Below are 12,601 nucleotides of genomic sequence, written 5' to 3'. Positions count from 1 at the left end.
TCGCGTGAGACGGCGTCGTTCGCCGGGAGCGCGCAGCCCTGGTCAGGCCGGCGCGGTCGAATGCTGTGCGGTCGCGCTGCCGTAGCGCTTCTCGATGTAGTTCTCGACGAGCGCCTGGAATTCTTCGGCGATTCGCTCTCCGCGCAGCGTGAGTGCCTTTTCGCCGTCGATGAACACCGGCGCGGCCGGTGCTTCACCGGTGCCGGGCAGGCTGATGCCAATGTCGGCATGCTTGCTCTCGCCCGGGCCGTTGACGATGCAGCCCATCACCGCAACCTTCATCTTCTCGACGCCGGGGTAACGCGCACGCCACACCGGCATCTGCAGGCGCAGGTAGTCGTCGATCTGCTTGGCAAGTTCCTGGAAGGTGGTGCTGGTGGTGCGGCCGCAGCCCGGGCAGGCGGTCACGCTCGGGTTGAAGGAGCGCAGGCCGAGGGCTTGCAGGATCTCCAGCGCGACCACGACCTCCTGCGTACGGGCTTCACCGGGCTGCGGGGTGAGCGAGACACGGATGGTGTCGCCGATGCCTTCTTGCAGCAGCAGCGACAGCGCGGCGGTCGAGGCCACCGTCCCCTTGGTGCCCATGCCGGCTTCGGTGAGGCCGAGGTGCAGCGGGTAGTCGCAGCGCTTGGCGAGCGCTCGGTACACGCTCACGAGGTCTTGCACGCCGGACATCTTGCACGACAGCACGATCTGCCCGGCCCGCAGGCCAACGTCTTCGGCACGCCGGGCTGACTCGACAGCCGAGGTGATGATCGCGCGGTACATGATCTGCTGCGGCTCGAAGGGCTCGGCGAGCTTGCCGTTCTCGTCCATCATCTGCGCGAGCAGCTCCTGGTCGAGGCTGCCCCAGTTGACGCCGATGCGCACCACCTTGTCGTACTTGGCGGCCACTTCGACCATCTGGGCGAACTGCTTGTCGCGCTTGTCGCCCTTGCCCACGTTGCCGGGGTTGATGCGGTACTTCGACAAGGCCTCGGCACACGCCGGGTATTCGGTGAGCAGACGGTGGCCGTTGTAGTGGAAGTCGCCCACCAGCGGCACGTCGATGCCCATGCGGTCGAGCTGATCGCGGATGTGCGGCACGGCCGCCGCCGCCTCGGGCGTGTTGACGGTGATGCGCACGAGTTCGGAGCCGGCCACCGCCAGCTCCTTGATCTGGATCGCGGTCTCGATCACATCGACCGTGTCGGTGTTGGTCATCGACTGCACACGGACCGGCGCGTCACCACCGATCGTGACCAGCCGCGCACCCCAGCGCACCTGTGCCTGCAGGTTGCGCCGCACGAGAGGAACCGCCGGTTCAATGAAATCGTCGAGGGCAGCAGGGGCCTGGGTCATGACATCACCTGAGTTCTAGCTTGGCCACGTTGTCGCGCGAGGGCGAGAGATCGACCGGGCGACCGCGGAACGACACCTGCGTGGCCGAGGCGTTGCCGATTCTCACCCGCAGCGGAGTAGGCCCATCGAGGCCCACGGTTTCTCCGGCTTCGAGCAAACGCGACATCAAGGGGTTGCCCCGGCCGTCGATCACCTCGACCCACGACTGGGCTTTAGCGCGCAGCAGGAGTGCGCCGTTTGGCGCGACGGCTGCAGCCGCCGGCAATGACGCGGTGGCGGACGGCGCAGAAGCCGCCGCGGCACCCGACGCCGACGCCGATGCAGGCTGCGAAACCGGCGCCGGCAAGGCATCGGACGCCGCCATCACAACCGCCGGCGGCGGCAATGTCATGACGGCGGAGGCCATGGGTGCGGGGACCGACGCCGCGTCGCCGTCGCGCGCCACGATGCCGTTGCCCGGTTGCGTGAGTTCGTCCACCCAGCCTGCCGGCAACAGGTACATCGCCGCACTCGCCAGCACCAGCACACCGGCTGCGATCACGATCGGACTCTTGAGGAAACTCAGGTCGCTCGGGACACGTCGCCCCGGCTTGTCGCGGAACGGCTCGTTCAGGCCCCGGCTCAGCTGCGACAGGCCCTGGTCGGCCGGCTGCGGCAAGAGGGCCAGCACCGGCGCCGCATCGATCTTGAGGGTGCGGCAAACGGTCTGTGCCAGCGCGCGGGTGAAGGTCGCGCCAGGGTTTCGTCGTACCGATCGGCTTCGAGCAGCTCAAGCTTGCGCGGTGCCACCTTGATGGACGTCGCCAGCGCCGCAATGTGCAAGCCCTTGGCCACACGTGCCTGCCTGAGCAGGCTGCCCGCGGTGTCGGGGGTGGGAACGGGTTGGGCGATCGGGGTGTCGTCCAGCGTGTCACTCATTGAAGAGGCCTCGCTCGAAGGCGGATGCTTCCCGCGATGCCGGGAAACGGTTGCGCAGCTCACGGCCGAGTTTCGTTGACTCCCTGGCGATTGTTGAGCTTGTGTTCGATGCGTGCAGCCAGCCACAGCGTCTGTGCGCTGGATTGGTTCGGCGTCGAGTTCACCCGGCGGATGTAGAAACGGGCCCGCTCGGCCTCCCCACGCCGCAGCAGCACCTCGGCCAGGTTCACCGCGGTCGCCAGGTTCGACGGATCGCGCTCGTAGGCCTTGGTCAAGGCGAGTTCCGCCTCGGGCCACTCGCCGGCGCGGGCATGGCACACGCCGCTGATCATCAGCGTGCGAGGTGCTGACGGGTACTGCTGGGTGGCCAGCGCCTGCTGGAACATGGCCTGCGCCTCGCGATAGCGCTTCTGCTGGCATTGGTACCAGCCGTAGTTGTGCAGGCTGTCGCCGTCGTTGGGGTTGATTTGCAGGGCACGCTTGAAACTCTCTTGCGCCAGCGTGTCGTCCCCCAGGGCGGCGTAGATCAGGCCGCGCAGGTTGTAGGCCTCGCCCAGGTTGGGGTTCAGCGACACGGCTTGCTTCACTTCGTCGAGCGCGGTGGTGTGCTGGCCGCGGCTGAAATAGGCGCTGGCGAGTTCGAGGCGCACACGGGCGCGCTTGCTGGTTTCGCTTTCGTCGGATTCGGTGACGCGGTCACGCGTCTCGCCCGGTGCGGGCTGCGGCGGAGGCAAGGCACAGCCCGCGATCCATGCACCGACCACCCAGCTGGCGACGACGACCCACAAGCGACTGCGGCCCAGACTCATGCATGTTTCTCCGGAGGGTTGGACGAAGGGGTCTTGCGATGGATCTGGATCGGCGAACGCGTCATGCGCTGGGCGACGTTGGTACGGTCTTGCACCTCGCCCGCAAGCTGTCCGCAGGCGGCAGCGATGTCGTCGCCGCGTGTCTTGCGCACCGTCGTCACCACACCGGCGTCTTGCAGCACGCGCGCAAACGCCATCACACGCTCGCGCGGCGAACGCGTCAGGCCAGACTCGGGGAACGGGTTGAACGGAATCAGGTTGAACTTGCATGACACCCGGCGGCTGATCTGCACCAGCGCCTCGGCATGGGCCTGGGTGTCGTTCACGCCGTCGAGCATGCAGTACTCGAAGGTGATGAAGTCGCGCGGCGCACGCTCGAGGTAGCGGTTGCACGCATCGAACAGCTCGGTGATCGGGTACTTCTTGTTGAGCGGCACGAGGTTGTCGCGCAGCGCGTCGTCGGGTGCATGCAGCGAGACCGCCAGAGCGACCGGGCAGTCTTCGCGCAGGCGGTCGATCATCGGCACCACGCCCGAGGTGGAGACGGTGACCCGACGGCGCGACAGGCCATAGCCATGGTCATCGAGCATCACGCGCAACGCGGGCACCAGGGCCGAGTAGTTCTGCAGCGGTTCGCCCATGCCCATCATCACGACGTTGGTGATGGCCCGTTCGCCCGGTGCCAGGTTCAGCCGCTTGCGCAGATGGTGTTCGGCAAACCACAACTGGGCCACGATCTCGCCGGTGGTGAGATTGCGGCTGAAGCCCTGGTGGCCGGTCGAGCAGAAACGGCAGCCCACGGCGCACCCGGCTTGTGACGAGACGCACAAGGTGCCGCGGTCATCTTCGGGAATGAAGACGCTCTCGACAGCGTTGCCGCCGCCAACATCGAAGAGCCATTTGATGGTGCCATCGCTCGAGGCCTGCTCGTTGACGATGGACAACGGCGACACGACCGCAACACCCGCAAGCTTGTCGCGAAGCGATTTCGCCAGGTCGGACATGGCCGAGAAATCGGCTTCGCCCTTTTGATGGATCCAACGAAATAGCTGGGTGGCGCGAAATCGCTTCTCACCCAGCTTTTCGCAATACGCGGCCAGTCCGTCGAGATCGAAGTCGAGCAGGTTGGCCGGTGTCATGAGGTTGGTTCCTTGCGCTCAGGCAGGCAACGCCTACGCGAGGCGCAAGGCCAGCACTTAGCGGCTGAAGACGTTCATGCCAGGGAAGAAGAACGCCACTTCGACGGCGGCCGTTTCGGGCGCGTCGGAACCGTGCACGGCATTGGCGTCGATGCTGTCGGCGAAGTCGGCACGGATGGTGCCCTTCTCGGCCTTCTTCGGATCGGTCGCGCCCATCAGGTCGCGGTTCTTGGCGATGGCGCCTTCACCTTCGAGCACCTGGATCATGACCGGACCGGACACCATGAAGTCCACCAGGTCCTTGAAGAACGGGCGGGCCTTGTGCACCGCATAGAACTGCTCGGCTTCATTGCGCGACAGATGCGCCATGCGAGCGGCGACGATCTTGAGGCCGGCGCCTTCGAAGCGCGCATAGATCTGGCCGATCACATTCTTCGCGACCGCGTCGGGTTTGATGATGGAAAGGGTACGTTCGATCGCCATATTTCTTCTCCTGAATCAAGCACTTGGCAAAGTTTTGGATTCTAACGCTTGAAGGTGGGTTCCTTCGTGAATACCAGCAGGGCTCAGCGGCCGCGGCGGCCGCCGCCAAATCCACCACCACCGCCGCCCCCGCCGCCACCGAAACCGCCCCCACCGCCGCCGCCTTTGCCGCGGTTTCCGCGGTTCTTGCGGTGGAAGGCATCGGCGCCGATGTAGCCGACCGAGGTCTGCAGCGGATCGGGCTCACGCGGGCCGCCCTTCTGTTTGTTGCCGCCTCCCTGCGGACGCGGCGGCGCGCTGCCGCCGGCACCGAAACCGCCGCCGCCGCGACCGAAGCCACCACCGCCCACCGGGCCGCGCGGCTTCTGGACGAAGCGTTTGTCGAAGGTCTGCTCCAGAGGGTTGGGGATCTTGCTCGGATCGAAGTCCAGGTCCTCGTCGCGGTCCTGGTCGTCGTAGCCGCCGTCGCGGGCCTGCGCCGGCGCGGGCTGTTGCTGCCCGCCTCGGGGCCCACGGTCTGGACGCGGACCACGATCGTTGCGATCTCCGCGGTCGTTGCGGTTGCCGCGCTTCTGGTTGTTGTTCTGCTGGTTCCCGTGCGCTCCGCGATCGTTCTGCTGCTGACCCGGGTTGTTGCCACTGGCCAGGCGACGGATCGCGCGCACGTCGTTCTCGTCGAGATCGACCCACACCCCTCGCTTGAGGCCGCGCGGCAGCACCACGGTGCCATAGCGGATGCGGATCAAGCGGCTGACGGTCAGCCCCACTTCGTCGAAGAGCTTGCGCACCTCGCGGTTGCGGCCTTCGGTGATGACGACGCGGTACCAGTGGTTGGCGCCTTCGCCGCCCCCGTCCTGGATGGACTTGAAGCTCGCCATCTGCCCTTCGATGTTGACGCCGTTGAGCAGCTCTTCGCGGTCTTCCTCGGTCAGAGTGCCCAGCACCCGCACCGCGTATTCGCGCTCGACGCCAAAACGCGGGTGCATCAGCTGGTTTGCCAGCTCGCCCGAAGTGGTGAAAAGCAACAGACCCTCGGTGTTGAGGTCAAGACGGCCCACCGACTGCCACTTGCCCTGCTGCAGGCGCGGCAGGCGGCGGAACACCGTCGGGCGGCCCTCCGGATCGTCATGCGTGACGACCTCACCTACCGGCTTGTGGTACGCGATGATGCGGGCCGGCGGCGGCACGATGCGGATGCGCACCGGCTTGCCTTTGATCTTGACCTGATCGCCGAACGACACACGCTGGCCCACATGGGCGGGCTGGTCGTTGACGGTCACATGGCCGTCTTCGATGAGCTGCTCCATGTCGCGGCGGGAGCCGATACCCGATTGGGCAAGCACCTTGTGCAGCTTGGGCGCGTCGGGTTCGGCGGCCAGCACACGCTTGTGTTCGGCCGCGGCCTCGTCGACGGCCTCGGCCGGCTCGGCGACCTCTTCAGCCACCGGTGCTTCCAGGTCGAAGTCACCCGACAGCACCTGCGCGAAAACTTCACCCGCCTGGTTCACCGCGGCCTGCGCGGTGGCGGCCGGATCGGCGGCGCCTTCGCGTTCACGCTGCCGGTCCTTGCGGTTGCGGCGACGGTTGCGCGACGAACGAGGACGGTCGTCGCCTTCCGCACCAGGAGCGTCGCCCCCGTCACCACTTTCGGCGGCCTCCGATGCGGCGACGGGCGCAGCCTCGCTCGCGTCGACCGGCATGGCGGCCACCGGCGCTGGGCTCGGCGCGCGAGGCGAGGCGTCTTCCTGAGCGGCAGTTGGTGCGGCCACTCCGTCACCAGCCTCCACCGGCTTGGCAGCGGCCGTGCGACGCTTGCGCGCCGGCTTGGGTGCTGCATCAGCGGCTGAGCCCTCCTCGGCAGAGGCCTCATCGGGAGGAGCCGCCGCGTCGGCCTTGACCGCACGGCGACGCCGCGCGGGCTTGGCCTCGGCAGGCGCTGCGTCCGTCGGTGCAGGGCTTACGTCAACCGGGGTGTCGTCGTCAGGCTGGTTCATGCTTGGGGGTCCATCGGGGCGGTCTCTGCCGCGGGTTCGGAAGGAAGTTCGGGGGACTCATCGGGCGGCGGCGCTTCGGCATCGTCGATGCCAGTGGCAGGCGACGCCGCGGCCTCGACGGACGCGGCAGCATCGAACTCGGTTTCGGCTTCAGCCACCGGGTCAAGCTCCGCTTCGGCGGGCATCATCTCGACGTCAGCCTCCAGACTCAGCGTTCCCTGCGCGGGATCTTCCAGCAGCGAGCCCTGATCCGGCAGCACCTCGGCCAGCGCCGCCGCAGTGGGCGCGGCCCCGCCTTCTAGCGTGGGCAGCTGCTCGAGGCTTGCCAGACCGAGGTCGTCGAGAAACTGTTTGGTCGTCGCGTAGAGCGCCGGGCGGCCCGGTGCTTCGCGGTAGCCGATGGCGTCGATCCAGCCGCGATCCTCCAGCTGCTTCACGATCTGGCTGCTGACCGTGACACCGCGGATGTCCTCGATGTCGCCACGCGTCACCGGCTGGCGGTAGGCGATGATGGCCAGCGTTTCCATGACGGCACGCGAATACTTGGGCGGCTTCTCGGGGTTGAGCCGGTCGAGGTAGTCGCGCATCTCGGGCCGGCTCTGGAAACGCCAGCCAGTCGACAGCGCCACCAGTTCGACACCGCGCCCTTCCCAGTCACGCGTCAGCTCGTCGAGCAAGGCCCGCAAGCTGTCGGGGCCAAGTTCATCGGCGAACAGGGTGCGCATGTCCTTCAGGGGCAAGGGCTGCTGCGCACAGATGAGCGCGGTTTCGAGGACGCGCTTCGCATCCTGTGTGTTCATGGACTCGTCTACATCCTCTGTCGGGATCGCCGGACACGTTTCCGGCATCAGGACTCGTTCACAGCGGCTTTCCGCTTGGGGCTGCCTGCAAAAGCGGCGGGCCCACGTCGTTGGCTGCTGCGTGTTGGGCCTCGAGGCTCGCACGACTCATCGCGGCGAACCACTGGTCGCGCCCCATCCGGCACGATCACTTCCGCAGGTGGGCGCTGTACGCGGTGCGCCCGACATTCAAGTCAGACGCTCGATCACCCGGGGAAAGTGGCCGCATTGTATAGAAGCTCGTCAGGCACTGCCATGACCGCCCATGACCTGTTGCCAGGCCAGTGCCAGATCGGCGGGCAAGCGTGCCTCGAATGACACCTGCGCGCCGTCATGTGGATGCACGAACGCGAGCCGCTGCGCATGCAGGGCCTGTCGCTGCAGCCCCAGTGCGGGCCGGCCACCGTAGGTGGTGTCGGCCACCAGGGGATGACCTCGCGAGGCCAGGTGCACGCGGATCTGATGGGTGCGGCCGGTGTGCAGCTTGCACCGCACCGCGCTCACCCATCCATCGACTGTCTCGGCAACGCCCAGGCGAGTGACGTCGGTCTGGGCCGACTTGCCACTGGGCACGATGGCCATTCGCACACGCGATTGCGGGTCGCGCGCCAGCGGCCGATCGATGCGCACGAACGCCTCTGCCAGATGGCCGTGGGCCAGCGCCAGGTACTCACGCTGCACCTCGCGGGCGGCGATCGCACGCATCAGCGCGGTGACGGCGGGCAAGGTCTTGCCCACCACCATCAACCCGGAGGTGTCTTTGTCGAGCCGGTGCACGATGCCGGCACGCGGCAGCGTGGCCGCCGCTGCATGGTGAGACAACAACCCGTTGAGCAATGTGCCCGACCAGTTGCCCGCGGCGGGGTGCACCACCAGGCCGGCAGGCTTGTCGACCACCAGCAGGTGATCGTCTTCGAACACGATCGGCAAGGCGATCGGCTCGGCCTTGAAAGCACGGCTCTCGGCCGTCGGCACCAGGTCAACCTCGACACGCTGACCTGCCTGCACCTTGCGCGAGGCGCTCTTGGCCGCCGCGCCGTCGACCCACACATGCCCTTCATCGATCAGATGCTGCAAGTGGTTGCGCGAGAACTCGTCGGCCATCGTGACCAGCACCTTGTCGAGCCGCGTGCCATGCTGCTCGGCAGGCACAAGCATCGAGCGGCGCTCGGGAGCGTCGTCCTCGTCCTGCTCCGGCGGCAGGGGCAACACGTCTGGCAGCGGGGGGCGAACCATATACTCTGCGCTTTCCACTCGAAGCGCTGCCGCGGCGGCGCCATGTCGTTGATGAATCGGATCCGCTGGACTCGCCGCGCGTCGAAAGCCCTGTCGCTGGCCGTGGTGTCGCTGCTGCTGTCGGCCTGCGACTCGGTCCCGAAGGACGAGACCGCCGGCATGAGCGTGGAGAAATTGTATTCAGAGGCCCGCGAGGAAGCTTCGGCCGGCAACTACGAACGTGCGCTCAAGCTCTATGAGCGCCTCGAAGGCCGCGCCGCCGGCACGCTGCTGTCGCAGCAGGCCCAGCTGGAGCGCGCCTACATGAGCTTTCGCACCGGCGAAAAGGCCCAGGCCCTGGCCATCGTCGAGCGTTTCATCAAGCTGCACCCCACCAGCCCGGCCCTCGACTACGCGCTGTACCTCCAGGGCGTGATCAACTTCAACGACAACCTCGGCATCTTCGGCAGCCTGGCCAACCAAGATCTGTCTGAGCGCGACCAGCAGGCCTCGCGCGATTCCTATCAGTCGTTCAAGCAGCTGACCGAGCAGTTCCCTCGTTCGAAGTACACGCCCGACGCGCAGGTGCGCATGCGCTACATCGTGAACTCGCTCGCCGCCTACGAGGTGCACGTGGCGCGCTACTACTACCGCCGCGGTGCCTACCTGGCCGCCGTCAACCGCGCGCAGCAGACGCTGCAGGAGTTCCAGCAGGCCCCGGCGGCCGAGGAGGCGCTGGCGCTCATGGTGCAGAGCTACGACAAGCTCGGCATGACCCAGCTGCGCGACGATGCCAATCGCATCCTGCGCAAGAACTTCCCGACCAGCGGCTTCCTCGCGACCTTGCCCGCTCCGGCGCCCGCCGCCAAGTAGGTTTCAGAACGGCAGCGCGGCCGCCGACAGGTCGTCGAGCCAGGCCAGCGCCTCGGCCTCGCTCATCACCCGCGTCATCGGCGGCAAGGCGTCGCGCAAGCGGCGGCCATAGTTCATGCCCGCCATGCGGGGGTCGCAGACGACGAGCAGGCCTCGATCGGTCTCGCTGCGGATCAGGCGCCCCGCTCCCTGCTTCAACGACACCGCCGCCTCGGCAATGAAGTAATCGGCGAAGGGGTTGCGGCCCTCGCTCTCCAGCCGCTTGACGCGCGCTTCGACCAGCGGGTCGTTCGGCGGCGGAAACGGCAGCTTGTCGATCAGCACGCATTGCAAGGCCTCGCCCGGCACGTCGATACCTTCCCAGAAACTTTGCGACCCCACCAGCACCGAGCGTGGCTGGTTGAGGAACTGCTGCAGCAACTGCCGCTTGGGCACGTCGCCCTGCTGCAGCACCTGGATGGCATCGCCCTCAGCCTCGAACAGCGCCCGCAGGCGATCGCCGATGGCCTGCAACGCACGCAGCGTGGTCGTCAGCACGAAGGTGCGGCCACCGAGCGCGCGCGCAAAACGCGCCGCCAGCGCCGCCACTTCCGCCGGGTGCGAAGCCTCATTGGGTTTGGGGAAGCGCGTGGGCACGTAAAGCCGCGCATGGGCCGCGTAGTCGAACGGGCTGCCGACACGCAGCACCGTCGCGTCGTCGAGCCCGGCCGATTCGGTGAACCAGCTGAGGCGCTCGTCGTCGCCCAGCGTCGCGGAGGTGAAGATCCACGCCTTGGGCGCGGCATCCATCTGCTCGCGCAAGGCCTCGCGGATGTCGAGCGGAGACTCCACCATGCGCGCCTGATGCGGCGAAAGGTCGATCCAGCGCACATGGCCCGGCACGGCGTCGTGGCGAAACCGCTCGGCACCGCTGGCCAGCTGGCGTGCCCGCTCGGCGAGCTTGGTGAAGTCGGGGGCGAGTTCATCGACCGTGTCGAGCGCTTCGGCCGCGGCCAGGCAGGCCTGGGCCACCGCTCCGAGCGACTCCTGGAAGTCAGCCCGGGTGGAGCGTTCGTCCCAACGCAGCTTGAAACTGCCGCGCACCTCGCGCAGCGGGCCCACCGCCGCAAGCCGCAATTCGCGGGCGGCACGATCGCAGGCAGTCGACAGGTCCTGCCACGGCATGAGGCCACGCGCCAGTTGCAGGCCGGCGGCCAGCATGTCGCGGGCGAAGTCGATCACCTGCGCACTGCCGAGCGTCACGCCAAGAAACTGCACACCGGCTTCGCCCAGTTGATGGGCTTCGTCGAACACGGCCACCTCCACGCTCGGCAGCAGTTCGGCCACACCGCTGTCGCGCAAGGCCATGTCGGCGAAGAAAAGATGGTGGTTGACGACCACGAGGTCGGCCGCCATCGCCTCGCGGCGCGCCCGCATCACATGGCACTGCCGGTAGTCGGGGCACTCGCTGCCAAGGCAGTTCTCGCGCGATGAAGTGACCAGCGGGATCACGCTCGAACGCTCATCCAGCCCATCGAGTTCGGCCAGGTCGCCGCTCTGCGTGCCTTGCGCCCACGCTTCGATCTTCGCCAGCGTGCGCACGGCCCAGCGGTCGGGCAGCTGGGCCGACTGGTGCGCCTGCTTCATGCGGTGCAGGCACAGGTAACTCGCTCGCCCCTTCAGCAGGGCCAGCGACACCGGCAGCTGCAAGGCATCGCGCAAACGTGGCAAATCCCGCAGAAACAGCTGGTCCTGCAGGCTTTTGGTGGCGGTGCTGACCAGAGCGCGCTTGCCCGAGAGCAGCGTCGGCACGAGGTAGGCAAAGGTCTTGCCCACACCTGTTCCGGCCTCGGCGACCAGCGCCTTGCGCTCGTCGATGGCTTCGGCGACCGCATCGGCCATGCGCTGCTGGACGTCGCGCTCCACATAGCGCTCGTCGGCCTCGGACAAGGGCCCGCCCGGCGCAAAGGCTTGCGCCACATGCTCGCGCAGAAGGCTCATGCAGGCTCTGGGGGTTCCAGCTGGGCTTCGAGTTGGGAAATCTGGTCGCGGAGGACGAGGCGACGCTTCTTCAGCCGGCGCAATGCCAACTCGTCGGGCCGGCCTTCACCGACCTGATCGATGAGGGAATCGAGGTCGGCGTGTTCGATGCGCAGCTCGATCAATCGGCGCTGTGGCGAATGCAGGTTGTCATCCATGAAAGCGCGATGAGGAGAGCGGAGCGGATGCGATTATAGTTTTCGCCCATGAGCACACCTCCTGGCTACCGCTTGTCTGCGGCCACCGGCATTCACCGCGGCGACCGCGCCTACCAGCAGGACCAGGTCGAAATCCTGCCCCACCACCGCATTCCCGGCTGCGCGCTCGCCGTGCTGGCCGACGGCATGGGTGGCAAAAGCGGTGGGCGCAAGGCCGCCGACCAGGTGATCCTCACCGCCAAACAGCTCTTTGACCGCTACAGCCCCAACCAGGACGACCCGTCCGAGCTGCTCAAGCAGTTGGTGCTGGAAGCGCACCTGATGATCAAGCTGACCGCGATCACGGCGGAAGAGGAGCCGCACAGCACGGTGACCGCGTTCCTGATCAGCCCTTCTCGCGAGTGCGACATGATCCACGCGGGCGACTCGCGCGTGTACCACTTCCGGGGGCCCGACATGGTCCGCCGCACGATCGACCACTCCTTCGTGCAGCGCCTGGTCGACGAAGGCCAGATCACCGAAGACGAGGCCAACACCCATCCGCAGTCCAACCTGCTGACCGGCTGCCTGGGCACCTTCCAGGACCCTCCTCTTACGCTTCACCACATCGACCGCCTGGAAATCGGCGACACCATGCTGGCCTGCAGCGATGGCCTGTGGCACTACTTCACGCCCAAGGAGCTGGGCGCGATCGTGCACACGCTGCCGCCGCGCGAAGCCAGCGAGATGCTGGTGAGCAAGGCCCGCCAGCGTGCGCGGGGATCGGGCGACAACCTCTCACTGGCGCTGGTGCGCCTCGATCCGCTGAGTTGA

Annotated in this window: 13 protein-coding genes; 2 read left to right on the top strand and 11 right to left on the bottom strand. The window is 67.2% G+C overall.

The genetic code is table 11. The annotated features are described in order from the left end of the window. Nucleotides 1–42: 42 nt before the first annotated feature. From ispG to LRS03_RS03390, 9 genes are all read right to left on the bottom strand, one after another. A complete protein-coding gene (gene ispG / locus LRS03_RS03425; protein WP_257823875.1) occupies nt 43–1,341 on the bottom strand; it encodes a flavodoxin-dependent (E)-4-hydroxy-3-methylbut-2-enyl-diphosphate synthase in 1,299 nt (432 codons plus the stop codon). Between the two features lie 4 nt (nt 1,342–1,345). Beyond that, nucleotides 1,346–2,011: a RodZ domain-containing protein gene (locus LRS03_RS03420; RefSeq protein ID WP_257823874.1), complete on the bottom strand. Its 666-nt coding sequence runs from the start codon at nt 2,009–2,011 to the stop codon at nt 1,346–1,348. Beyond that, nucleotides 1,963–2,259, bottom strand: coding sequence for a helix-turn-helix domain-containing protein (locus LRS03_RS26725; protein WP_374684976.1), 297 nt, complete (start codon nt 2,257–2,259; stop codon nt 1,963–1,965). The genes LRS03_RS03420 and LRS03_RS26725 overlap by 49 nt, the downstream gene beginning before the upstream one ends. A 59-nt stretch (nt 2,260–2,318) precedes the next feature. After that, nucleotides 2,319–3,068, bottom strand: coding sequence for a type IV pilus biogenesis/stability protein PilW (gene pilW, locus LRS03_RS03415; RefSeq protein ID WP_257823873.1), 750 nt, complete (start codon nt 3,066–3,068; stop codon nt 2,319–2,321). Further along, nucleotides 3,065–4,207, bottom strand: a complete 1,143-nt coding sequence (rlmN, locus tag LRS03_RS03410; protein ID WP_257823872.1) for a dual-specificity RNA methyltransferase RlmN — start codon at nt 4,205–4,207, stop codon at nt 3,065–3,067. Before rlmN ends, pilW begins: the two co-directional genes overlap by 4 nt. 57 nt (nt 4,208–4,264) lie before the next feature. After that, nucleotides 4,265–4,690, bottom strand: coding sequence for a nucleoside-diphosphate kinase (gene ndk / locus LRS03_RS03405; protein ID WP_257823871.1), 426 nt, complete (start codon nt 4,688–4,690; stop codon nt 4,265–4,267). Between the two features lie 83 nt (nt 4,691–4,773). Continuing rightward, on the bottom strand, nt 4,774–6,684 hold the full coding sequence (locus LRS03_RS03400; protein WP_257823870.1) for a pseudouridine synthase: 1,911 nt from the start codon (nt 6,682–6,684) through the stop codon (nt 4,774–4,776). Next, nucleotides 6,681–7,532, bottom strand: coding sequence for an SMC-Scp complex subunit ScpB (scpB, locus tag LRS03_RS03395; RefSeq protein ID WP_374684975.1), 852 nt, complete (start codon nt 7,530–7,532; stop codon nt 6,681–6,683). Before scpB ends, LRS03_RS03400 begins: the two co-directional genes overlap by 4 nt. A gap of 234 nt (nt 7,533–7,766) precedes the next feature. After that, nucleotides 7,767–8,759, bottom strand: a complete 993-nt coding sequence (locus tag LRS03_RS03390; RefSeq protein WP_257823869.1) for an RluA family pseudouridine synthase — start codon at nt 8,757–8,759, stop codon at nt 7,767–7,769. A gap of 51 nt (nt 8,760–8,810) precedes the next feature. Between LRS03_RS03390 and LRS03_RS03385 the strand changes: the two genes are divergently transcribed. Beyond that, nucleotides 8,811–9,611 (top strand): outer membrane protein assembly factor BamD, encoded by an 801-nt coding sequence (locus tag LRS03_RS03385; protein ID WP_257829388.1) that lies wholly within the window; start codon nt 8,811–8,813, stop codon nt 9,609–9,611. Nucleotides 9,612–9,614: 3 nt separating this feature from the next. Here the strand turns inward: LRS03_RS03385 and yoaA are convergent, their stop codons facing one another. Together yoaA and LRS03_RS03375 are read right to left on the bottom strand one after the other, a co-directional pair. Continuing rightward, nucleotides 9,615–11,591, bottom strand: coding sequence for a DNA repair helicase YoaA (gene yoaA, locus LRS03_RS03380; protein ID WP_257823868.1), 1,977 nt, complete (start codon nt 11,589–11,591; stop codon nt 9,615–9,617). Continuing rightward, nucleotides 11,588–11,788, bottom strand: coding sequence for a YdcH family protein (locus LRS03_RS03375; RefSeq protein ID WP_257823867.1), 201 nt, complete (start codon nt 11,786–11,788; stop codon nt 11,588–11,590). The genes yoaA and LRS03_RS03375 overlap by 4 nt, the downstream gene beginning before the upstream one ends. 48 nt (nt 11,789–11,836) lie before the next feature. On the opposite strand from LRS03_RS03375, the gene LRS03_RS03370 reads away from it, so the two are divergent. Further along, nucleotides 11,837–12,601: a PP2C family protein-serine/threonine phosphatase gene (locus LRS03_RS03370; RefSeq protein ID WP_257823866.1), complete on the top strand. Its 765-nt coding sequence runs from the start codon at nt 11,837–11,839 to the stop codon at nt 12,599–12,601.

This window comes from Rhizobacter sp. J219 (assembly GCF_024700055.1).
Lineage (GTDB): Bacteria > Pseudomonadota > Gammaproteobacteria > Burkholderiales > Burkholderiaceae_C > Rhizobacter.
The sequence above is the reverse complement of the archived record's forward strand: the minus strand, read 5'-3'. Positions and strand labels throughout refer to the sequence as shown.